Source organism: Actinoalloteichus sp. AHMU CJ021 (assembly GCF_002895405.1).
Taxonomy (GTDB): domain Bacteria; phylum Actinomycetota; class Actinomycetes; order Mycobacteriales; family Pseudonocardiaceae; genus Actinoalloteichus_B; species Actinoalloteichus_B caeruleus.
Window position 1 is genome coordinate 3,068,991 of sequence record NZ_CP025990.1, and the last position, 22,056, is coordinate 3,091,046.

The following is a 22,056-nucleotide window of genomic DNA, read 5'->3' on the forward strand; positions in this document are numbered from 1 at the left end:
ACAGGGCGCTGAGCTGTGGTTACGCATGGCTTCGTCGGTCTCACCCAGCGTAGGAATAGCTGGAGGAAATGGGTTCCGGCCCATTTTGGGGAGTTGGGGGCAATCGCTTTCCTGTTGACTTCGTCGCAGGGTTGTTCACTTTTCGGCCTCGATGGCGAAAAGATCGGCGAGGAGCGTGGTAGAACTGGATCAGCCCGTCGGTCGCCCCTCCTGGACGCCGATCGCGACCACGGTTCCCGCCGGCCGGCGTGCTCCACGGTGACACGAGGTGCACGGCCCCGAGGTGTCACCGCGGGGGCAGGGAAGGGGAAGTCGCATGTCCGACGAGACGGGTGTCGCGCGGAGTCAGGACACGGACCCGAGGACGGACCCGAGGAGCGCGCACCAGCGCGCCTTCCGGTTCTTCGCGTTCCTGGTGTTCGCCGCCGGCGTGCTTGCCTCCCTGGTGGTCGGGTTGTCCGGGACCGGCTTCGCCCCCTACGGGGAGTCGATCTGGTGGATCGGACCGCTCCTGGGCGCGGGTTTCCTGCTCGCCGAACGGTTCACCATCCACGTCGACGTGAACCGGGTGGGCTGGACGGTCTCCTTCACCGAGATCCCCCTGGTGGTCGGTCTGCTGGTCGCGCCCTTCGAGGTCGTGCTCCTGGCCCACCTCCTCGCGGGGATGGGCATGCTGATGGGCACGCTGCTCAGCCGCCGGGCCCTCAGCCACGGCGTCTACAACGCCGGCGTCATGTGCCTCGAGGTGGCCATCCCCTTCGGCATGGTGGCGCTGCTGAGCGGCGCGCTCCAGGGCATGGGGCCGGCGTGGCTGCCCGTGTTGCTGGGCGCGCTGTCCTCCCCGCTGGTCAGCGCGGTGCTCGCGCTCGGTGCGATGCGTGTCCTCGGCGGTGAGATCCGTCTGTCCGGCGCGGTGCGGATGGCGCTGTACATCCTGGTGATCGGCCTGCTGAACACCTCGGTCGCCCTGGTCGGCTACGAGGTCGCCGTCGCTCAGCCCTGGGGTTGGGCGCTGGTGGTGTTCCTCTGCGCCACCGTCGTCGGGCTCTACCACGCCTATTCCGGCCTGCTGCGCGAGCGCCGCGACCTGGAGGCGCTCAGCGAGGTCAGCCTGGCCGTGGCCCGTTCCGGGCAGGACGCGATCAGCCGGCCGGCCTCCGTGGTCTCCCACTCCCAGACCGACCCGGTCGACTGGCGGCGCGTCACCGACCGGATCCGCGACCAGTTGAACGCCAACCGCGTCGTCCTCCACCTGTTCCGCGACGGTCCGTCCGAGGTCGTGACCACGGTGTCGGGGGAGGACCAGGGCGAGGCGTCGGCCCAGGAGCGGCCGTGGGCGACCAGGGTCGACCCGCTGTTGCGGTTGCCCGGTTCCCAGGTGCGGTACTTCAGGGCGGCGGACGCGCCGGAGGACGTGCGCGACGCCCTGCGGGCCCGTGGCGCGACGGAGGCGCTCGTCGTCCCGCTCCACGGAGCCCAGCAGGTCCTCGGAACCGTGGAGGCCCATGACCGGATCAGCCGGTGGCGGGGGTTCGGCCTCGCCGACGTGCGGTTGCTGCGGACCCTCGCCAGCCACCTCGCCACCGCCCTGGACAACCGCCAACTGCTCGGGAGGCTGCGCCACGACGCCTATCACGATCCGCTCACCGGGTTGCTGAACCGGCAGGGCTTCCGGGAGCTGACCGCCGACCGGTTGCGCTCGGAGCGGCGGCTGGTGCTGCTCCGACTCGACCTGGAGGTGCTGTCGACGGTGAGCGAGGCCCTCGGGCACGCCTGGGGGGACCGGATGGTCGTGGCGGCCGGACGTCGGATGCGGGACGTGTTGGGGCCGGTGGCGGTGCTCGCCCGGTTGGAGGGCGGCTCCTTCGCGGTCCTCCTCGCCGGTCACACCGACGAGGAGGTCGCCGGCCTCGCGGAACGGCTGCGGGCCGAGGTGGCGGCGCCCTACCCCGTCGACCGGTTGACGGTCGAGGCGGGTGCCGTCGTCGGGTACGCGGTCGCCGGGGTGGACCCCGAGGTGCGGGACGATGCCGACAGCATGCTCCAGCACGCCGACGTGGCCTTGCGCGCGGCGAGGAACGGGGACGTGGCGGTGCGCGGGTACGCCCCGAGCATGGGGCAGATCTTCCTCCGCCGGTTCCAGCTCGTGACCCATTTCCGGCAGGCCCTGGACACCGGCCAGGTCGAGGTGCACTTCCAGCCGAAGATCGCGTTGCGCGATCGCGAGGTCATCGGGGTCGAGGCCCTCGTGCGCTGGTCCCACCCCGAGTTCGGTCGGCTGGACCCGGACGAGTTCGTGCCGGCCGTGGAGGCGACCGGCCTGGTCGACGCGCTGACGTGTTTCGTGATGGAACGGGCGCTCGAGCAGGTCCGGGGGTGGTTGGACCGGGGGCTGCGCCTGTCCGCGGCGGTGAACCTCTCCGTGCGCAACCTCGCGGACGAGGACTTCCCGGACGTGGTGGCCGAGGCACTGGGGCGGACCGGGGTGCCACCGGAGCTGCTGACCTTCGAGCTGACGGAGTCGGGGGTCATGGCCGACCCGGAACGGGCGCTTCCCGTGCTGCGCCGGCTGCACGCGCTGGGGGTCGTCCTCGCCGTGGACGATTTCGGGACCGGCTACTCCTCGCTGGCGTACCTGCGCCAGCTGCCGGTGGACGAGGTCAAGATCGACAAGAGCTTCGTCTTCGGGATGGGATCCGACCTCAGTGACATGGCGGTGGTCCGGTCGATCATCGAGCTCGGCCACTCGCTCGGCCTGGCCGTCGTCGCCGAGGGCGTCGAGGAGGACGCCGTGCGGGACCAGCTGGTGGGGATGGGCTGCGACACGGCGCAGGGCTACCTCATCTCGCGTCCGCTGCCGCCGGACCGCTTCGAGGCGTGGCTGCGGGCTCGGACGGTGCGGGCGAGGGGGAGCCGGGACCGGCTGGTGTTGACGCTGCTCAGCTGACCCGATCCGCCGGCGGCACCCCCCCGGTTTCACCTTCGGGACGGGGTTGTGTAGAGTCATCATCGCTCAAGGCGGAGCAGGCCCCAATAGCTCAGTCGGCAGAGCGTCTCCATGGTAAGGAGAAGGTCTACGGTTCGATTCCGTATTGGGGCTCCACGAACTGCCGCAGTGCCCGACAGTGGCACTGCGGTTGTATCGTGTGTGTGGTTTGCCCGCGTGGCGGTGTAGCTCAGTTGGTAGAGCAAACGGCTCATAATCGTTGCGTCGCGGGTTCGAGTCCCGCCACCGCTACCAATCGGTCCCGTCGACCCGGGCGCGACCGGGATCACAGACCGACTCAGGACCCTAGCTTGAGAGGGAGGCACCGTGGCCGCCACGGACGTTCGCCCCAAGATCACGTTGGCGTGCGAGGAGTGCAAGCACCGCAACTACATCACCAAGAAGAACCGTCGGAACGATCCCGACCGGCTCGCGGTGAAGAAGTACTGCCGGAACTGCAACGTGCACCGCGTGCACAAGGAGACCCGCTGAGCCTCGGCCTCGCCGAGGAGCCGCGGCTCACGAAGGACCTGACCCCACGGGGTCGGGTCCTTTCGTCATTCCGGTACCAGGGACGGCCCGGTGGGCGTCGAGGACCAGGACCGCCGGACCGGCCGTGCTGCGGTCTCGGCTACGGTGGCCGCCGTGGGGCTTGACCAGAGGTTTGTTGGACGTGCTTACCCGCCGACCGATCCGTACGAGGTCGGCAGGGAGAAGATCCGGGAGTTCGCGGACGCGGTGGGGGATCCGAGCCCGGTGTACCGGGACCCGGCCGCGGCCAGGGCCGCCGGCCACCCTGACGTGATCGCGCCGCCGACGTTCGCGTTCCTGCTCTCGGTCCGGGCGAACGAGGTCATCGTGACCGATCCGGAGCTGGGGCTCGACTACGGCACCGTGGTCCACGGCGACCAGAGCTTCGAACACCACCGCCCCATCAGGGCGGGGGACAGGCTCGTGGTGACGGCACACGTCGACGCCGTGTCCAGCCGGGCCGGCAACGAGTTCCTGACCCTCAGGTCGGAGGTCACCACCGAGGGCGGTGAGGCCGTCGTCACGGCTCGCACCATGCTCGTCGCACGGGGAACGGCCGGCCGCGCGACGGCGGCCGAGGCGGAAGGGGTGTCGGCGTGAACCGCCCGAGTGTGTCGGAGGTCTCCAGCGGGACCGTGCTCCCCGAACTGCGGGTGCGGGTGACGAGGGAGCGGCTGGTCCGCTACGCGGGCGCCTCCGGGGACTTCAACCCCATCCACTGGAACGAGCGGTTCGCCCGCGACGTGGGGCTGCCGAACGTGATCGCCCACGGCATGTTCACGATGGCGCAGGGCGCGCGACTCGTCGGTGAGTGGGCGGGCGACCCCGGAGCCGTGATCGAGTACGGCGTCCGGTTCACCAGGCCGGTGGTGGTGCCCGACACCGAGGAGGGCGCGCTCGTGGAGTTGACGGGCAAGGTGACCGGCGTCGACGAGGCCGGCGTGGCCAGGGTCACCATCACGGCCCGCAGCGAGGGTCAGAGCGTCCTCGGCAAGGCGGTCGCCCGGGTTCGCCTGGCCGACTGATGCGGAACGCGCCAGGGGCCCCGGGAGCGGGTCCCCTGGCGCGGGTAGGTGGTGCCGCGCCGTGACGGCTCAGCGCATCTCGCCGAGCAGCGCGGCGACGCGGCCCACGCCCTCCTCCAGGTCGGCGTCACCGAGCGCGTAGGAGAACCGGAAGTACCCGGGGGTCCCGAAGGCCTCACCCGGCACCACCGCGACCTCGGCGTGTTCCAGGACCAGTTCCGCCAGTTCGACGCTGGAGCGGGGGGTGCTGCCCCGCAGTTCGCGACCGAGCAGTTCCTTCACCGACGGGTAGACGTAGAACGCTCCCTGGGGAACGGGGCAGCGCACGCCCTCGATGGCGGACAGCATCGAGACGATCGTCCGACGGCGGCGGTCGAAGGCGGCACGCATCTCGTGCACGGCGTCCAGCGGTCCGCTCACCGCCGCGAGGGCGGCGCGCTGCGAGACGTTCGACACGTTCGACGTCAGGTGCGACTGGAGGTTCGACGTGGCCTTGATCACGTCCTGCGGCCCGATCATCCAACCGACCCGCCAGCCGGTCATCGCGTAGGTCTTGGCGACGCCGTTGAGGATCACGCACTGGTCGGCCAGCTCTGGGACGGCGACCGGCATCGACACCGCGCTGGCCCCGTCGTAGGTCAGGTGTTCGTAGATCTCGTCGGCGACCACCCAGATGCCGTGTTCGACGGCCCACCGGCCGATCGCCTCCACCTGCTCCCTCGGGTAGACGGCGCCCGTCGGGTTCGACGGCGAGCAGAAGAGCAGCACCTTCGTGTTCGGGGTGCGGGCCGCCTCGAGCTGCTCGACGCTGGCCAGGTAGCCCGTCGTCTCGTCGGTGGGGACGACGACGGGAGCGCCGCCGGCGAGGGTGATGGCCTCCGGGTAGGTGGTCCAGTACGGGGCGGGCAGCAACACCTCGTCACCCGGGTCGAGCAGCGCGGCGAAGGCCTGGTAGACGGCCTGCTTGCCGCCGTTCGTCACGAGGATCCGCGAGGGCTCGACCGCCAGCCCGGAGTCCCGCAGCGTCTTGGCCGCGAGCGCCTCGCGAAGTTCCGGGAGTCCCGCGGCGGGCGTGTAGCGGTGGTTCCTCGGATCGGCGCAGGCCTCCTGGGCCGCGGTGACCACATGCTCGGGGGTGGGGAAGTCGGGCTCGCCCGCGCCGAACCCGATCACCGGACGTCCTGCCGCGCGCAGCGCTTTCGCCTTGGCGTCCACCGCCAGCGTGGCGGACTCGCTGATGCCCCCGACTCTCGCCGAGACGCGGGGGCGGGAGGACGGGGCGGGTACGGTGCTGGGTTCGGGTACGGCCATACCCCAGATGGTGTCAGACCAGGTCGAGGGACGTTTCGCCCGCCCGAGGGGTGGACCCCTGCCCGGTGTCGGAGCCGGCCGGCGGGGTGTCGTGGACAGCTAGGGGCCGGTGAGGGTGGTTCTGCGGCGGAAAACCGTGTTTCGCGCTGCGAAAACCCCTCCTGACCTCGGAAGTTGGAGAAATCCACCCTCAGTGCAATAGACTGCGCGCACTGAGATTCCTGCTTGCCCTCCCGCAAGTCGCGTGGGAGGCTGTCCGGCGTCTTGGAACTGTGGTGGTCATACCGGGTGACCGGTGGGGTCCACCGCAAAGGGGTGTAGCTCAATTGGCAGAGCAGCGGTCTCCAAAACCGCAGGTTGCAGGTTCAAGTCCTGTCACCCCTGCGTCGAGAATCGACGGCGAGCGGAGGAACCAGGCGTGAGCGAGGACCGCGAGCAGCAGCGGGGCGAGGGTGGCGACGCCGAGCGCCCCTCCAGTGCCGCTGAGCGTCGTGCGCGCCGGGCAGCCGCACGCCCGTCCGGTCGGAAGGACCGCGCCGAGGGTGTTGGTGGCTCGGCCGGGTCCTCGGACGCCGGGAAGGGCCGTCCCACGCGAGCGAGGGACGAGAGCGGCAAGCGCCCGTCCTTCCCGCGCCGGATCGGTAGGTTCCTCCGTGAGGTCGTGGCCGAGCTCCGCAAGGTCATCTGGCCAACGCGCCGTCAGATGGTGACCTACACGCTGGTGGTGCTGGTCTTCGTATCCTTCGTCGTGACGCTGGTGGCGGGACTGGACATCGCCTTCAGCCAGGGTGTGCTCTGGCTGTTCGGCTGACAGCGGTCCCGTGGGTGGGCCGTGCGGTCCGCCGGGTCAGGCGCACGAGCACGAGAGGAAGCGAGACCGACTGTGACCTCCCATGAGGACGGCCAGAACCAGACCGGCTCGTCCGACGAGCAGGTGACCGCCGCGGCGGCGTCCGAGGGCTCCGAACAGGAGACGTCGGGGGCCGAGGCCGTCGAGAACACCGCCGCGGAGGGCACCGAGCTTCCGACTGAGGCGGAGGCCGTCGACGAGGAGGCTGAGTACGATCCCGTCGCCGAGATGCGCGCGGCACTGGCCAGCGCCCCCGGCGAGTGGTACGTCGTGCACTCCTACGCCGGCTACGAGAACAAGGTGAAGGCGAACCTGGAGACCCGGGTGCAGACCCTGGACGTCGAGGACTTCATCTTCCAGGTCGAGGTGCCGGTCGAAGAGGTCACCGAGATCAAGAACGGCCAGCGCAAGCAGGTGCAGCGCAAGGTGCTGCCCGGGTACATCCTGGTCCGGATGGAGCTCAACGACGCCTCGTGGAGCGCGGTGCGCAACACCCCCGGGGTGACCGGCTTCGTCGGTGCCACCTCGCGCCCGTCCCCGCTGACGCTGGACGAGGTGCTCAAGTTCCTCGCACCGCAGGTGGAGGAGACCAAGCCCGGCAAGGCTGGGGCGGCGACGGGTGCCCAGCCGTCGAAGTCGACGATCGAGGTCGACTTCGAGGTCGGCGAGTCCGTCACCGTGATGGACGGGCCGTTCGCGACGCTGCCCGCCACCATCAGCGAGGTCAACCCCGACGCCCAGAAGCTCAAGGTCCTCGTCTCGATCTTCGGGCGCGAGACGCCGGTTGAACTGTCGTTCAGCCAGGTCGCCAAGATCTGAGCGCACGACGGGGAGTACGCTCGGTCGTTCTGACCGCGTGGGAGGGCGAGCGCTCGCCCGACACCACTACTGATCCAGCAGACAAGGAACAGACATGGCAAAGCGCAGCAAGGCCTACCAGCGGGCCGCGGAGCTCATCGACCGCGACCGCCTCTACAGCCCGTTGGAGGCCGCCAAGCTGGCCAAGGAGACCTCCAAGGTTCGCCTGGACGGCACCGTCGAGGTCGCGATCCGGCTCGGTGTCGACCCTCGCAAGGCCGACCAGATGGTCCGTGGCACGGTGAACCTCCCGCACGGTACGGGCAAGACCGCCAGGGTGATCGTGTTCGCGACGGGCGACAAGGCCGCCGAGGCCGAGGCCGCCGGCGCGGATGTCGTGGGGGCCGAGGACCTGATCGAGCGCATCCAGGGCGGTTGGCTGGAGTTCGACGCCGCGATCGCGACGCCCGACCAGATGGCGAAGGTCGGCCGCATCGCCCGCATCCTGGGCCCGCGCGGCCTGATGCCGAACCCGAAGACCGGCACCGTGACGCCGGACGTCACCAAGGCCGTCAACGAGATCAAGGGCGGGAAGATCAACTTCCGCGTCGACAAGCAGGCGAACCTGCACTTGATCATCGGCAAGGTGTCCTTCGAGGCCGAGAAGCTGGTGGAGAACTACTCCGCCGCCCTCGACGAGATCCTGCGGGCCAAGCCGTCCGCCGCGAAGGGCCGCTACCTCAAGAAGATCACCGTCTCCACGACGATGGGCCCCGGTATCCCGGTCGACCCGAACCGGACCCGCAACCTGCTGACCGACGAGGCCGCCGCCTGATCCAGGCGCCCGCGTCACCGGCATCGAACGCCGCTCCAGCCACCGGCCGGGGCGGCGTTCGTCGTGCCGGCGGGTGGGCCTGGGTGGGACGGGTCAGTTCCCGCTTCCCGCGTTCCCCCGGCGCTTCGCGGTCTTCAGCGGCGTGACCGGCCTGGCGTGGTCCCCCAGCGAGCAGTCCGTCGGGCTCACGGCCTCCACGGCGAACGTGGTGTCCAGCCGGATCCCGGTGTAGATGGACTCCCCGCGTGAGGCGAGGGACTCGTGGACCCGGAACGAGTCGCCGAAGTCGCGGTCGTCCTTGGCGCGCTTGCCCGTCTCCTTGTTCGCCGGCGCGGTGGCGCGCTTGAGCTGGGTGTCCAGCCAGGTGGCGACGTCCTTGGGGGTGAGGAGTACCTGGTCGGGCTCTCCTTCGAGCCGCTCGCGCCGCGACCGCGCGGCGGCCATCGACTGTTCCTCCACGTAGGCGTGCCAGTGCAGTTCCCTCGTCGCCCACTCGTTCTCCACCGGCCACTGTTCCGACGCGCTCATGTAGCTAGCCTCCCCCGAATCGCCTGGGTACCGATCAATGATGCACTCCGGACCCCCGGCGATCGGCAGGCACCGGGGTGGCCCGGAGGGGCCTCGGTCAGCAGGTCTCCGCGTGGTGGTCGACGACGAGCCACCGACCGTCCGACCGTTGCTCCAGGTCGAGGGCGCCGAGTCGGGGGCCGCCCACCACCTCCAGTCGGCAGGAGCTGATGGTGGTCCCGCCGCCGGCGGGCGGCTCCCGGTACTCGTCGGGGAACCCCGGGTCGGAGTAGGCGTCGGGGTCGGTCACCTGGCCCGCGAGCTCCTCAACGGCGAGGTGGCAGTACATGGTGCGGTGGTTGGCGCGGAAGGCGTCGTTCGCGCGGCCGACGAGCAACTGGCAGGCCTCCCTGGACCGGTTCTCCGCGACCAGCGCGTACAGCTCCCGGACCGTGGCCTCCGGGCCCTGGCCGTCGACCGTGGCGGGCGGGGCGCCGTCGGCCGACGGCGCGGGCGAGCCGGAGGGCGGCGCCGCCGGCGGGGAGCACGAGTCCTCATCGCGGTGCCCCGCGATGACCCAGCCGCCGTCGTCGCGCAGCTCGAGTTCGAACACCCCCAACGGGGGCCCACCGCGCACGTCGAGGTCGTCGCACGAACTCACCTCCGTGCTGGAGCCGTCCACGCCGTTGATGTCGGCGGCGACGGCGGGACTGGCCTGGGTGGGGTCGGCGTAGGCGATCGGGGTGGTCACCGTTGCGGCGAGGGCGACGGCGGCGTGCTGGCAGTCCTCCGCGTCGTTGTTCCGAGCGAACTGGGCCGCCGCCTCCTCGGTGAACAGGGTGCAGGCGCTGCGCTGTTGTTCCGCCTCGGGCGCGGCGATCCTGCTGTACACCCCGATCACGCTCTCCGAGGGGTTGGAGGAGAAGACCGGTCGGCGGGCACCGAGACCGGGGCTCTCCCCGCCGTACTGGTCCCCGCCGGTCCCGAAGAAGTGGTCCCTCGCCAGCGACAGCAGGAACAGGACGAGGAGCAGGAGGGCGATCCTGCGGACCCAGCGCCGCCGGAGGAAGCGCTTCAGCCACGGGGGCCAGGGGCCGCCCGGGTCGGCGTCCCGCTGGGCCCGCTGGTGTTCCTGGAACCGTTGGAAGTCCTGGAACTGCTGGAACTGCTCGTACCGCTGGCGCTCGTCGTGGCTCAGCTCCGCGCCAGGGGTGGGGTTCGCCGGCGCGGCTTCCGGCAGCGGCCGTGTGCGTTCCGGCGGGCCGGGCTCAGCGCCCTGGCCCGGTGCCCTCGGCGCCGGGGAGGGCGGCGGCGTGCGGGGGACGAGCTCGCCGGACGGTTCGTCCGGCCGGTGCTGATCAGCCACTCCGTCATCATGCCGTGTCCGAGCGACCGCGTGGAGTGCCCTGGGGATCCCCTCCGCGGCCGTGCCGACGGCTCTCGGAGGCCGCGTCGGCGTGCCGGGGTGGGCGGCGCGGCCGGGGGGCGGCCCGTTCGTCGGGGGTGGGCGCGAGGCAGGTCCCGGCTTGGGTAGACTCGTGCGAGTTCCACCCAAGACCGCTGGTCTTCAGCCCCTGCCCGCAGGTGCTGGACGAAGGCCCCGCAGCACGTGGGCGGCCCGCGCAGGAGGACGAGGCAAGTTTCCCGTGTGCGTCGCACACGTACGTTCGCGCCCCGTGCCCTGCGCCGGGGCGTTCGTCGTCTCCGGGGTCTGGCTGTCAACCAGCAGACCCGAGCTGTCCGTTCAGCTAGAGAGAGGAGGCGACACATGGCAAGGACCGACAAGGTCGACGCGGTTACCGAGATCTCCGACCGGTTCCGCAACTCGTCCGCCGCGGTGATCACCGAGTACCGCGGTCTGTCCATGGAGCGGCTCACCGAGCTGCGTCGCGCTCTTGGCGAGGGCGCCACGTACCGGGTCGCGAAGAACACGCTGGTGAAGCGCGCCGCCGAGGACGCGGGGATCGAGGGTCTCAGCGACCTGTTCATCGGCCCGACCGCGATCGCCTTCGTCGAGGGCGAGCCCGTCGACGCCGCGAAGGCACTGCGTAACTTCGCGAAGGACAACAAGGCGCTCGTCATCAAGGGCGGGTACATGGACGGCCGTGCGCTGTCCGTGGACGAGGTCAACCAGATCGCGGACCTCGAGTCCCGCGAGGTCGTGCTGGCCAAGCTGGCCGGCGCCCTCAAGGCGAACCTGGCCCAGGCCGCCGCGGTGTTCGCCGCGCCCGCCTCGAAGATGGTCCGCCTCGCGGCCGCCCTCGAGGAGAAGAAGGCCGGCGACAGCCCGGCCGAGGGCTGACCGCCCTCACCCCAACCCCCAGCGCCCTGGAGGACCAGGTCGCCCCGAGCTAGGAAGGAAGACGTCACCATGGCGCAGCTGACCAACGAGGAGCTGTTGGAGCACTTCGGCGGGATGACCCTGCTGGAGCTGTCCGCCTTCGTGAAGGCGTTCGAGGAGAAGTTCGAGGTCACCGCCGCCGTCGCCGCCGCCGCGCCGGCCGGTGCCGCGGCCGCCCCCGCCGAGGCCGTCGAGGAGAAGACCGAGTTCGACGTGGTCCTCGAGGCCCCCGGCGACAAGAAGATCCAGGTCATCAAGGTCGTCCGCGAGGTCGTCACCGGCCTGGGCCTCAAGGAGGCCAAGGAGCTGGTCGAGGGCGCGCCGAAGCCGATCCTGGAGAGCGTCAAGAAGGACGTGGCCGACCAGGCCAAGGAGAAGCTGGAGGCCGCTGGCGCGACCGTCAGCGTGAAGTGATGCCGGCGGCCGAGGGCCGCCGCTCACCCGCCCAGGGGTGGTTCCGTCACGTGACGGGGCCACCCCTTCGGCGTGTCTGGGCTGGTGCTTCGTCCGGGTGACGGCGTGACGGCCCGGCCGGCGTCGCCCCCGTCGGCGGGGCCTACCCGCCGTCGCGGGACGCGCGCGGGGAGCGACAGCCCCCCCCGAGTCGGCCCACCCAACGTGAGCAATGTCTCACTCTCGGCCAGTCGTCCTCGGGCGCGTCCCGATCCGGGGCGAACCGGGGGCGGCGCTGGCCAGTGGTTCTCCTCGGACCCGGTGGCTGGGTGCGGGTCCCGGAGCGGGCGGCCCCGGGTGTCGCGGCGGAGCGAGGGGTGGCATCCTGTCGGCGCTGCCAAATAAGATCGGAAGCACCAGATGGGCGGGCCAGTCGCGCGGACCGTCCGTGGTCACGAGTCGTAACACCACGTTCCACCACAGGGGTGATCGAGGCGAAGCGTCTTGACTGAGCGCCCTCCCGCGGTCAGTCTGTTAGCAACGCGAGTGGCGGGCTGGCGGCCCCCACTCGACAGTCGCCCTCTTCGCGGCTAGACTGCTTCTTTGCGCTGCCCTCGTTCCTGCTTGCCCTGGTTTCGGGCGTAGGATGCGGGCACCACTGCACCCTTGACAGCTGTGTTAGCCGGCTGCTAGCGCCGCTGCTTAGCCAGCTACCAGTCCCTGGAAGGACGCATCTTGGCAGTCTCCCGCGCGACCAAGGCCACTGCTGCGACCAACTCCACGTCGGGGATACCCGGGGCACCCAAGCGGGTCTCGTTCGCGAAGATCCGTGAGCCGCTCGAGGTGCCCGACCTGCTGGACCTCCAGGTCCAGTCGTTCGAATGGCTCACCGGGGCCGACGAATGGTTCCAGCGCCGCATCGACGCCGGAGAGGACGCCCCCGTCGGCGGCCTCGAGGAGATCCTCAACGAGATCTCCCCGATCGAGGACTTCTCCGGTTCGATGTCCCTCTCCTTCTCCGACCCGCGCTTCGACGAGGTCAAGGCCTCCGTCGAGGAGTGCAAGGACAAGGACATGACGTACGCGGCCCCGCTGTTCGTCACCGCGGAGTTCACCAACAACACCACCGGCGAGATCAAGAGCCAGACGGTGTTCATGGGTGACTTCCCGATGATGACGAACAAGGGCACGTTCATCATCAATGGCACCGAGCGGGTCGTTGTATCCCAGTTGGTTCGTTCTCCCGGCGTCTACTTCGACCACGCGGTCGACAAGACGACCGACAAGGACGTCTACAACGTCAAAATCATTCCCAGCCGGGGCGCCTGGCTGGAGTTCGACGTGGACAAGCGCGACACCGTCGGTGTCCGCATCGATCGCAAGCGCCGCCAGCCGGTCACCGTCCTGCTGAAGGCCCTCGGCTGGACGACCGAGCAGATCCGCGAGCGGTTCGGTTTCAGCGAGACCCTGGTCGCCACGCTCGACAAGGACCACACCGCCGGGCAGGACGAGGCCCTGCTGGACATCTACCGGAAGCTGCGGCCCGGCGAGCCGCCGACCCGGGAGAGCGCGCAGACGCTGCTGGAGAACCTGTTCTTCAAGGACAAGCGGTACGACCTCGCGAAGGTGGGCCGCTACAAGGTCAACAAGAAGCTCGGCCTCAGCCTGCCCGTCGAGTCCGGCACGCTGACCGAGGACGACATCGTCACCACCATCGAGTACCTGGTCCGGCTGCACGCCGGCGACACCAGGATGACCAGTGGTGAGGGCGAGGAGGCGACCGAGGTCCCCGTCGAGGTCGACGACATCGACCACTTCGGCAACCGGCGGCTCCGCACCGTGGGCGAGCTGATCCAGAACCAGATCCGGGTCGGGCTCTCCCGCATGGAGCGCGTCGTCCGCGAGCGGATGACGACCCAGGACGTCGAGGCCATCACCCCGCAGACCCTGATCAACATCAGGCCGGTGGTCGCCGCGATCAAGGAGTTCTTCGGAACCTCCCAGCTCTCGCAGTTCATGGACCAGACCAACCCGCTCGCGGGGCTGACGCACAAGCGCCGGCTCTCCGCGCTGGGACCCGGCGGTCTGTCCCGGGAGCGCGCGGGCATGGAGGTCCGCGACGTGCACCCGAGCCACTACGGCCGGATGTGCCCGATCGAGACGCCGGAAGGCCCGAACATCGGTCTGATCGGCTCCCTCTCCTCCTACGCGCGGGTCAACCCGTTCGGGTTCATCGAGACCCCCTACGCCAAGGTCGAGGGTGGTCGGGTCACCGACCAGCTGGACTACCTGACGGCCGACGAGGAGGACCGCTTCGTCATCGCGCAGGCCAACGCGCCGGTGGGTGACGACGGCAACTTCCTCGAAGAGCGCGTCCTGGTCCGCCGCAAGGGCGGCGAGGTCGAGTTCATCAGCCCGGAGGGCGTGGACTACATCGACGTGTCGCCGAGGCAGATGGTGTCGGTCGCCACGGCGATGATCCCGTTCCTGGAGCACGACGACGCCAACCGCGCGCTGATGGGCGCGAACATGCAGCGGCAGGCGGTGCCGCTGCTGCGCAGCGAGTCCCCGCTGGTCGGCACCGGCATGGAGCTGCGGGCCGCGGTCGACGCCGGTGACGTGCTGGTGGCCGAGAAGGCCGGTGTCATCGAGGAGCTGTGCGCCGACTACGTCACCGTCATGGCCGACGACGGCACCCGGCAGACCTACAAGCTGCACAAGTTCCGCCGCTCCAACCAGGGCACCTGCATCAACCAGAAGCCGATCGTCTCCGAGGGCGACCGCGTCGAGGTCGGTCAGGTCATCGCGGACGGCCCGTGCACCGAGAACGGCGAGATGGCGCTGGGCAAGAACCTGCTCGTGGCCATCATGCCGTGGGAGGGGCACAACTACGAGGACGCGATCATCCTGTCCCAGCGCCTGGTGCAGGACGACGTGCTCACCTCGATCCACATCGAGGAGCACGAGATCGACGCCCGGGACACGAAGCTGGGTGCCGAGGAGATCACCAGGGACATCCCGAACGTCTCCGAGGACGTGCTGGCCGACCTGGACGAGCGGGGCATCATCCGCATCGGCGCCGAGGTGCGGGACGGCGACATCCTGGTCGGCAAGGTCACCCCGAAGGGCGAGACCGAGCTGACGCCGGAGGAGCGCCTGCTGCGCGCCATCTTCGGTGAGAAGGCCAGGGAGGTCCGCGACACCTCGCTGAAGGTGCCGCACGGCCAGAACGGCAAGGTCATCGGGATCCGGGTGTTCAGCCGGGAGGACGAGGACGAGCTGCCACCCGGGGTCAACGAGCTGGTCCGCGTGTACGTGGCCCAGAAGCGGAAGATCCAGGACGGCGACAAGCTCGCCGGCCGGCACGGCAACAAGGGCGTCATCGGCAAGATCCTCCCCGCCGAGGACATGCCCTTCCTGCCCGACGGCACGCCGGTGGACATCATCCTGAACACCCACGGTGTTCCGCGACGGATGAACATCGGCCAGGTCCTCGAGACCCACCTCGGGTGGATCGCCAAACGGGGCTGGAGCGTCGAGGGCGACCCGGAGTGGGCTGCGAAGCTGCCGGAGGACCTGCGGCAGGCGGACCCCGGCACCAACACCGCGACGCCGGTCTTCGACGGCGCCAAGGAGCACGAGATCACCGGTCTGCTCGGCTCGACGCTGCCCAACCGGGACGGCGAGCGGATGGTGAAGGCGGACGGCAAGGCGCAGCTGTTCGACGGCCGGAGTGGCGAGCCCTACCCGTACCCGGTCGCGGTCGGCTACATGTACATCCTGAAGCTGTCGCACCTGGTGGACGACAAGATCCACGCCCGGTCCACCGGCCCGTACTCCATGATCACCCAGCAGCCGCTCGGTGGTAAGGCGCAGTTCGGTGGTCAGCGCTTCGGTGAGATGGAGTGCTGGGCCATGCAGGCCTACGGCGCCGCGTACACGCTCCAGGAACTGCTCACCATCAAGTCCGACGACGTCCTGGGCCGGGTCAAGGTCTACGAGGCGGTCGTCAAGGGCGAGAACATCCCGGAGCCCGGTATTCCGGAGTCGTTCAAGGTGCTGCTCAAGGAGCTGCAGTCGCTGTGCCTCAACGTGGAGGTGCTGTCGAGTGACGGCGCTGCGATCGAGATGCGCGACGGTGACGACGAGGACCTCGAACGTGCCGCCGCCAACCTCGGAATCAACCTGTCACGGTCCGAGTCGCCCTCCGTCGACGACGTCGTGAACTGACCCGCGCTGCTCACCTCCGACAGCCGCCCCCACCAGGCCGTCACGGCCTGAACCAACGATCAGGGGAGAAGAACCGACGTGCTGGACGTCAACTTCTTCGACGAGCTTCGTATTGGCCTGGCCACCGCTGACGACATCCGCCAGTGGTCCTTCGGCGAGGTCAAGAAGCCGGAGACCATCAACTACCGCACGCTCAAGCCCGAGAAGGACGGCCTCTTCTGCGAGAAGATCTTCGGCCCGACCCGGGACTGGGAGTGCTACTGCGGCAAGTACAAGCGGGTCCGGTTCAAGGGCATCATCTGCGAGCGCTGTGGCGTGGAGGTCACCCGCGCCAAGGTCCGGCGTGAGCGGATGGGCCACATCGAGCTCGCGGCCCCGGTGACGCACATCTGGTACTTCAAGGGTGTGCCCAGCCGGCTCGGGTACCTGCTCGACCTGGCGCCGAAGGATCTCGAGAAGATCATCTACTTCGCCGCCTACGTCATCACCTCGGTGAACACCGAGCTGCGCCACAACGACCTGTCCACGCTGGAGAACGAGTTCAGCGTGGAGCGCAAGCGGGTCGAGGAGAAGCGCGACTCCGACATCGAGGCTCGGGCCCAGAAGCTCGAGACCGACCTGGCCGAGCTCGAGGCGGAGGGCGCCAAGAGCGACGTCCGGCGCAAGGTCAAGGAGGGCGGCGAGCGCGAGATGCGCCAGCTCCGGGACCGCGCGCAGCGTGAGCTGGACCGCCTGGACGAGATCTGGGAGACCTTCACCAAGCTGGAGCCCAAGCAGCTCATCGCCGACGAGCTGCTGTACCGGGAGCTCTACGACCGGTACGGCGACTACTTCACCGGCGGCATGGGCGCGGAGGCCATCCAGACCCTGCTCGGCAACTTCGACATCAAGGGCGAGGCCGAGAACCTGCGCGAGACCATCCGCAGCGGCAAGGGGCAGAAGAAGCTGCGTGCCCTCAAGCGGCTGAAGGTCGTCGCCGCCTTCCAGGCGACGGGCAACAGCCCGCAGGGCATGGTGCTGGACTGCACCCCGGTGATCCCGCCGGACCTGCGCCCGATGGTCCAGCTCGACGGTGGTCGGTTCGCCACCTCCGACCTGAACGACCTCTACCGCCGGGTCATCAACCGGAACAACCGCCTCAAGAGGTTGATCGACCTCGGTGCGCCCGAGATCATCGTCAACAACGAGAAGCGGATGTTGCAGGAGGCCGTCGACGCGCTGTTCGACAACGGCCGTCGCGGGCGTCCGGTGACAGGGCCGGGCAACCGGCCGCTGAAGTCGCTGTCCGACCTGCTGAAGGGCAAGCAGGGCCGGTTCCGGCAGAACCTCCTCGGGAAGCGCGTCGACTACTCCGGCCGGTCGGTCATCGTGGTCGGCCCGCAGCTCAAGCTGCACCAGTGCGGGCTCCCCAAGAAGATGGCGCTGGAGCTGTTCAAGCCGTTCGTGATGAAGCGGCTGGTGGACCTCAACCACGCGCAGAACATCAAGTCCGCGAAGCGGATGGTGGAGCGTTCCCGCAGCCAGGTGTGGGACGTCCTGGAAGAGGTCATCACCGAGCACCCGGTCCTGCTGAACCGGGCGCCGACCCTGCACCGGTTGGGCATCCAGGCCTTCGAGCCGCAGCTGGTCGAGGGCAAGGCGATCCAGCTGCACCCGCTCGTGTGTGAGGCGTTCAACGCCGACTTCGACGGTGACCAGATGGCGGTGCACCTGCCGCTGTCGGCCGAGGCGCAGGCCGAGGCCCGGATCCTCATGCTGTCCAGCAACAACATCCTGTCGCCGGCCTCGGGCCGGCCGCTGGCGATGCCCCGGCTGGACATGGTGACCGGTCTGTTCCACCTGACGAAGCTGCAGGAGGGCGCCGTGGGAGAGGGCCAGGCCTTCTCCTCGCCGGCCGAGGCCATCATGGCCTTCGACCGCAAGGCGCTGTCCCTGCACGCGAAGGTCAGGATCCGGTTGCTCGACCAGGTCCCGGCGCGGGGCGCCGAGCCGGAGGGCTGGGAGCCCGGCCAGCCGTGGCTGGCCCACACCACCCTGGGTCGGGTCCTGTTCAACGACCTGCTCCCGGCCGACTACCCGTTCATCGACGAGGTGCTGCCCAAGAAGCGGCAGGCCACGATCGTGAACGACCTGGCCGAGCGGTACCCGATGGTCACCGTGGCGCAGACGCTGGACAAGCTGAAGGACGCCGGCTTCTACTGGGCCACCCGTTCCGGTGTGACGCTGGCGATCTCCGACGTGGTCGTTCCCGCCAACAAGCAGGAGATCCTCGACAAGTACGAGCGCGAGGCCGACCGGATCGAGAAGCGCTACCAGCGTGGCGCGCTCTCGCACGCCGAGCGGAACAGCGAGCTCGTGAAGGTCTGGCAGCAGGCCAAGGACGAGGTCGCCGAGGAGATGGAGCGGAACTTCCCCGAGAACAACCCGATCCCGACGATCGTGAAGTCCGGCGCCGCCGGGAACATGACGCAGGTCGTGCAGCTCGCCGGCATGCGTGGGGTCGTGTCCAACACCAAGGGTGAGTACATCCCTCGGCCGATCAAGTCCAACTTCCGTGAGGGCCTGTCGGTGCTGGAGTACTTCATCTCCACGCACGGTGCCAGGAAGGGTCTGGCGGACACCGCGCTGCGGACCGCCGACTCCGGGTACCTGACCCGTCGTCTCGTCGACGTCTCGCAGGACGTGATCGTGCGGGAGATCGACTGCGGCACGGAGCGCGGCATCTTCATGCCGATCGCGGCCCGGAGCCAGGACGGGACCCTGCTACGGGACAACTACGTCGAGACGAGCGTGTACTCGCGCAGTTCGGCGGAGGACGTCACCGACGCCGACGGCGGGCTGCTGCTGGCCAGGGGCGCGGATCTCGGTGACACCGCGATCGACGCACTCACCAGCGCGGGCGTGACCCGGGTGAAGGTCCGCAGCGTGCTCACCTGTGAGTCCGCGATCGGGGTCTGCGCCACGTGCTACGGCCGTTCGATGGCGACGGGCAAGCTCGTCGACGTCGGTGAGGCGGTCGGCATCGTCGCCGCCCAGTCGATCGGTGAGCCGGGCACGCAGCTGACGATGCGTACCTTCCACCAGGGTGGTGTGGCCGGTGATGACATCACCACCGGTCTGCCGCGTGTGACCGAGCTGTTCGAAGCCCGCATCCCGAAGGGCAAGGCCCCGATCTCCGAGGTCGACGGCCGGGTCCAGATCGAGGAGGGCGAGCGGTTCCGGAAGATCACGATCATCCCGGACGACGGCAGCGAGGAGATCGTCCACGACAAGCTGTCGCGGCGGCAGTGGCTGGCGACGATCCAGCGGGACGGCACCGAGCGGCCGTTGCAGGACGGGGACCACGTCACCGTCGGCCAGCAGCTGCTGGAGGGGGCCGTCGACCCGCACGAGGTGCTCCGCATCATGGGGCCGCGTGAGGCGCAGCTCCACCTGGTGCGCGAGGTGCAGCGGGTGTACCGGACGCAGAGCGTGGCCATCCACGACAAGCACATCGAGGTGATCGTCCGCCAGATGCTGCGCCGGGTGACCATCATCGACTCGGGGTCGACGGAGTTCCTGCCGGCGTCCTGGGCCGAGCGGAGCGAGTTCGAGGCCGCCAACCGGCGGGTCGTGGCCGAGGGCGGCGAGCCCGCCTCCGGCCGGCCGGTCCTGATGGGGATCACCAAGGCGTCGCTGGCCACCGAGTCGTGGCTGTCGGCGGCGTCCTTCCAGGAGACGACCAGGGTGCTCACCGACGCCGCGATCAACGGCAAGAGCGACAAGCTGGTCGGCCTGAAGGAGAACGTGATCATCGGAAAGCTGATCCCGGCCGGTACGGGCATCAACCGTTACCGGAACATCCAGGTGCAGCCGACGGAGGAGGCACGGGCGGCGGCGTACGCCATCCCGTCCTACGACGACGGCTACTACACGCCGGACGTGTTCGGGACCGGCACCGGTGCCGCGGTGCCGCTGGACGACTACGACTTCGGTCGCGACTACCGCTGAGCGGTTCGTCACCGGAATCGGCAAGGCAGGGACCCACGGGGGCGCGCCACACACGGCGCGCCCCCGTGGCGCTTTCCGGGCCGGGTGGTGACACCTGTCATCCCCGGCGGCGAATCGGCACGCCGGCGCTCCCCGGCGGTTACGGTGCCGGGGTGACCGCAGGCCAGCCGCTCGACTTGCTGCGCCGTCGTTCCCGGAACGCGGTGTTGAGCTCCGCGATGGGGTGGGGCAGCGTCCTGGTCGTCCTGGTCGTCCTCCAGCCGGTACCGGCTGGCGCCCAACAGGTCCTGCTGTTCGGAGCCGCGTCCTTCGCGGCCCTCCACGCGGCCTGCGTGCGCCGCGCGCTCCGCTCCCCGACGGCTCGGGTGCCGGTCGGGTTGTCCGGTCCGTCGCTCGCGGTCGCGGTGGGGCTCGGCGTCGTCGGGGGCGCGTTCACCATGTCGGTCGGGCAGGACTTCGCGGAGGGTGCCTGGGGAGCCAGCGCCGGGCTGCTCTGGCTCGGAGTGCCGGGCGTCGCCGTGGCCGACATCGGCGTGGGACGTTCTCGCCGCCACCTGACCGTCATCACCGCCGCGGTGACGGGGCTGGTGTGCCTCGGCGTCGTCGTGGTCACGTTGGTGTTCGTCGACGCCACGGCGTCCTGGCGGTCGCTCGCGGTGCCCGTGGTGTTCGGGCTCCTGGTGGTGCCGCTGGTCGTCTACTCCGACTTCCGCGTGTTGGAGTCGTGGCGGTCGGCCACGGAGCTCGACAACGCCCAGCGAGCCGCCGTCGAGATGGCGGGGCACCGGGAACGGATGCGGTTGGCGGAGGACCTGCACGACATCCTGGGCCACAGCCTGGAGGTGGTCGCGCTCAAGAGCGAGCTGGCGTTGCGCCTCCGGGAGGTGGATCCGGAGCGGGCCGACGCCGAGGTCGCGGAGACGCACCGGCTGGCGAGGGCCGCGCTGCGGGAGGTTCGGGAGGTGGCCAGGGAGCGCCGCCGGACGGAGTTGGCCGCCGAGATCGTGGCCGTGACGCACCTGGTCGAATCGGCCGGGATCCAGGGGACGACCGTCGGCTTCCCGGCGGTTCCCGAGCCCGGGACCCCGGCCTCGGTGATCCTCGGCCGGGTGCTGCGGGAGGCGACGACGAACCTGCTCCGGCACTCCGACGCGACCTGGTGCGGGATCACCGTGCGGGAGCGGGACGGACGGGTCGAGCTGGTCGTCCGCAACGACGGTGTCCGGGCCACGGCGGGGGAGACGTCGTCCGGGGGCGGTCTGGAGGGCCTGGGGCGGCGGCTCGGTGAGCTCGGTGGGCGGCTGTCCGCCGGCGTACGGGAGGACGGCGTGTTCGAGCTGGCCGCGAGCGTCCCGTCCTCGGCGTCGGTCCGGGAGGTGACGGAGTGATCCGCGTCCTGCTCGCCGACGACGAAGCGTTGACCAGGGGAGCGGTGGCGGCCCTGCTCGACCTGGAGGATGACCTCGTCGTGGTGGGGCAGGCGGCCGACGGGATGTCCGCGCTGGCGGCGGTTCGCCGTCTCCGCCCCGATGTCGCACTCGTGGACGTGGAGATGCCCGGGCTCGACGGGCCACGGCTGGCGCTGGAGGTGGCCCGGTCGGCCCCCGGGACGCGGTGCGTGGTGCTCACGCGGCATGCCAGGGCGGGAGTGCTGCGCCGGGCGCTGGCCAACGGAGCGCGCGGCTTCGTGCCGAAGACGTCGCCGGCGGCGCTGTTGGCCGATGTGGTCCGCCGGGTCCACGCCGGTGGGCGGTACGTCGATCCGGACGTGGCCGCTGACGCGTTGTCCGTGCGGGAGAACCCGCTCACGGATCGCGAACGCCAGGTCCTCGCGGAGGTGGGGGACGGGGTCACCGCGCGGGCGATCGCCCGCGTCGTGCACCTCTCGCCGGGGACCGTGCGCAACTACCTCTCGTCGGCGATGGCGAAGCTGGGGGTGGGGACGCGGTGGCAGGCCGCCGAGCGGGCCCGGGACCACGGCTGGATCTGAACGGTCCCCACCGGGGCGGTGAACGGGTCTCGGCCTGGCCGTGCCGTTCCGGGGTGGTCGGCGGGTCGGGACGCGGGGGTGGTGGAACTCACGTGGCGTACGACAGGGTTCCGGCAGGATCCGGGGGTTACGGGCCCGCTCCCCGCCGGTACGCTGGTCGGCAGAGTCCCGACCCGGTGCGAACCAGGTGGTATGTGGTACCCGTTTTGACCCCGCGTTCGGGCAACAGGTATCTTTGCTACTCGGGCCCAATGCGCATTGGGTCGGTC

Annotated in this window: 16 protein-coding genes and 3 tRNA genes; 16 read left to right on the forward strand and 3 right to left on the reverse strand. The window is 69.9% G+C overall.

Going from position 1 to position 22,056, the window contains the following annotated elements; all coding sequences use genetic code 11:
* The first annotated feature begins 316 nt into the window (after positions 1–316).
* The 6 genes from C1701_RS13135 to C1701_RS13160 all read left to right on the forward strand — a co-directional run bounded on the left by C1701_RS13135 (position 317) and on the right by C1701_RS13160 (position 4,542).
* Complete coding sequence (locus C1701_RS13135; RefSeq protein ID WP_026419540.1) at positions 317–2,947, forward strand: putative bifunctional diguanylate cyclase/phosphodiesterase; 2,631 nt, start codon at positions 317–319, stop codon at positions 2,945–2,947.
* Positions 2,948–3,027: 80 nt separating this feature from the next.
* A tRNA-Thr gene (locus C1701_RS13140) sits at positions 3,028–3,103 on the forward strand.
* Between the two features lie 62 nt (positions 3,104–3,165).
* Positions 3,166–3,241 (forward strand) — tRNA-Met (locus C1701_RS13145).
* Between the two features lie 72 nt (positions 3,242–3,313).
* Positions 3,314–3,478, forward strand: coding sequence for a 50S ribosomal protein L33 (gene rpmG, locus C1701_RS13150; protein ID WP_016698064.1), 165 nt, complete (start codon positions 3,314–3,316; stop codon positions 3,476–3,478).
* A gap of 153 nt (positions 3,479–3,631) precedes the next feature.
* Entirely contained in the window at positions 3,632–4,117 is a 486-nt protein-coding gene (locus C1701_RS13155) for a MaoC family dehydratase N-terminal domain-containing protein (protein ID WP_051314184.1), read from the forward strand.
* Complete coding sequence (locus C1701_RS13160) at positions 4,114–4,542, forward strand: MaoC family dehydratase (RefSeq protein WP_026419539.1); 429 nt, start codon at positions 4,114–4,116, stop codon at positions 4,540–4,542. Before C1701_RS13155 ends, C1701_RS13160 begins: the two co-directional genes overlap by 4 nt.
* 69 nt (positions 4,543–4,611) lie before the next feature.
* On the opposite strand, the gene C1701_RS13165 is transcribed toward C1701_RS13160, so the two are convergent.
* The gene (locus tag C1701_RS13165; protein ID WP_026419538.1) at positions 4,612–5,853 is read right to left on the reverse strand and encodes a pyridoxal phosphate-dependent aminotransferase; all 1,242 of its coding nucleotides are present in this window, start codon (positions 5,851–5,853) and stop codon (positions 4,612–4,614) included.
* 311 nt (positions 5,854–6,164) lie between these two features.
* Between C1701_RS13165 and C1701_RS13170 the strand changes: the two genes are divergently transcribed.
* The 4 genes from C1701_RS13170 (at position 6,165) to rplA (ending at position 8,336) form a co-directional block, all read left to right on the forward strand.
* Positions 6,165–6,237, forward strand: a tRNA-Trp gene (locus C1701_RS13170).
* A 34-nt stretch (positions 6,238–6,271) separates the two neighbouring features.
* Complete coding sequence (gene secE, locus C1701_RS13175) at positions 6,272–6,664, forward strand: preprotein translocase subunit SecE (protein ID WP_026419537.1); 393 nt, start codon at positions 6,272–6,274, stop codon at positions 6,662–6,664.
* A 72-nt stretch (positions 6,665–6,736) separates the two neighbouring features.
* The gene (gene nusG / locus C1701_RS13180; protein WP_026419536.1) at positions 6,737–7,522 is read left to right on the forward strand and encodes a transcription termination/antitermination protein NusG; all 786 of its coding nucleotides are present in this window, start codon (positions 6,737–6,739) and stop codon (positions 7,520–7,522) included.
* Positions 7,523–7,616: 94 nt separating this feature from the next.
* Positions 7,617–8,336, forward strand: a complete 720-nt coding sequence (gene rplA, locus C1701_RS13185; RefSeq protein WP_026419535.1) for a 50S ribosomal protein L1 — start codon at positions 7,617–7,619, stop codon at positions 8,334–8,336.
* Between the two features lie 93 nt (positions 8,337–8,429).
* On the opposite strand, the gene C1701_RS13190 is transcribed toward rplA, so the two are convergent.
* Positions 8,430–8,864, reverse strand: a complete 435-nt coding sequence (locus C1701_RS13190; protein ID WP_026419534.1) for a hypothetical protein — start codon at positions 8,862–8,864, stop codon at positions 8,430–8,432.
* A 97-nt stretch (positions 8,865–8,961) separates the two neighbouring features.
* Positions 8,962–10,209, reverse strand: a complete 1,248-nt coding sequence (locus C1701_RS13195) for a hypothetical protein (RefSeq protein WP_035273677.1) — start codon at positions 10,207–10,209, stop codon at positions 8,962–8,964.
* A 402-nt stretch (positions 10,210–10,611) separates the two neighbouring features.
* Here C1701_RS13195 and rplJ point away from each other — a divergent pair, with 402 nt between their 5' ends.
* The 6 genes from rplJ (at position 10,612) to C1701_RS13225 (ending at position 21,787) form a co-directional block, all read left to right on the forward strand.
* Complete coding sequence (gene rplJ, locus C1701_RS13200) at positions 10,612–11,145, forward strand: 50S ribosomal protein L10 (RefSeq protein WP_026419532.1); 534 nt, start codon at positions 10,612–10,614, stop codon at positions 11,143–11,145.
* Positions 11,146–11,214: 69 nt separating this feature from the next.
* A complete protein-coding gene (gene rplL / locus C1701_RS13205; RefSeq protein ID WP_026419531.1) occupies positions 11,215–11,598 on the forward strand; it encodes a 50S ribosomal protein L7/L12 in 384 nt (127 codons plus the stop codon).
* A gap of 714 nt (positions 11,599–12,312) precedes the next feature.
* Positions 12,313–15,807 carry a DNA-directed RNA polymerase subunit beta gene (gene rpoB / locus C1701_RS13210; RefSeq protein WP_030104484.1) on the forward strand — a complete coding sequence of 1,165 codons (3,495 nt, stop codon included), beginning with the start codon at positions 12,313–12,315 and terminating at the stop codon, positions 15,805–15,807.
* 78 nt (positions 15,808–15,885) lie between these two features.
* Complete coding sequence (locus C1701_RS13215; RefSeq protein WP_026419529.1) at positions 15,886–19,797, forward strand: DNA-directed RNA polymerase subunit beta'; 3,912 nt, start codon at positions 15,886–15,888, stop codon at positions 19,795–19,797.
* Between the two features lie 152 nt (positions 19,798–19,949).
* Positions 19,950–21,185: a sensor histidine kinase gene (locus tag C1701_RS13220; RefSeq protein WP_051712997.1), complete on the forward strand. Its 1,236-nt coding sequence runs from the start codon at positions 19,950–19,952 to the stop codon at positions 21,183–21,185.
* A complete protein-coding gene (locus tag C1701_RS13225; RefSeq protein ID WP_026419528.1) occupies positions 21,182–21,787 on the forward strand; it encodes a response regulator transcription factor in 606 nt (201 codons plus the stop codon). The genes C1701_RS13220 and C1701_RS13225 overlap by 4 nt, the downstream gene beginning before the upstream one ends.
* The last annotated feature ends 269 nt before the right edge of the window (positions 21,788–22,056 follow it).

Excerpts from the sequence above, each read along its gene's own strand:
- C1701_RS13135 (WP_026419540.1), top strand. The coding sequence starts at position 317 with ATGTCCGACGAGACGGGTGTCGCGCGGAGTCAGGACACGGACCCGAGG.
- C1701_RS13165 (WP_026419538.1), bottom strand. The coding sequence starts at position 5,853 with ATGGCCGTACCCGAACCCAGCACCGTACCCGCCCCGTCCTCCCGCCCC.
- rplA (WP_026419535.1), top strand. The coding sequence starts at position 7,617 with ATGGCAAAGCGCAGCAAGGCCTACCAGCGGGCCGCGGAGCTCATCGAC.
- C1701_RS13190 (WP_026419534.1), bottom strand. The coding sequence starts at position 8,864 with ATGAGCGCGTCGGAACAGTGGCCGGTGGAGAACGAGTGGGCGACGAGG.
- rplJ (WP_026419532.1), top strand. The coding sequence starts at position 10,612 with ATGGCAAGGACCGACAAGGTCGACGCGGTTACCGAGATCTCCGACCGG.
- rplL (WP_026419531.1), top strand. The coding sequence starts at position 11,215 with ATGGCGCAGCTGACCAACGAGGAGCTGTTGGAGCACTTCGGCGGGATG.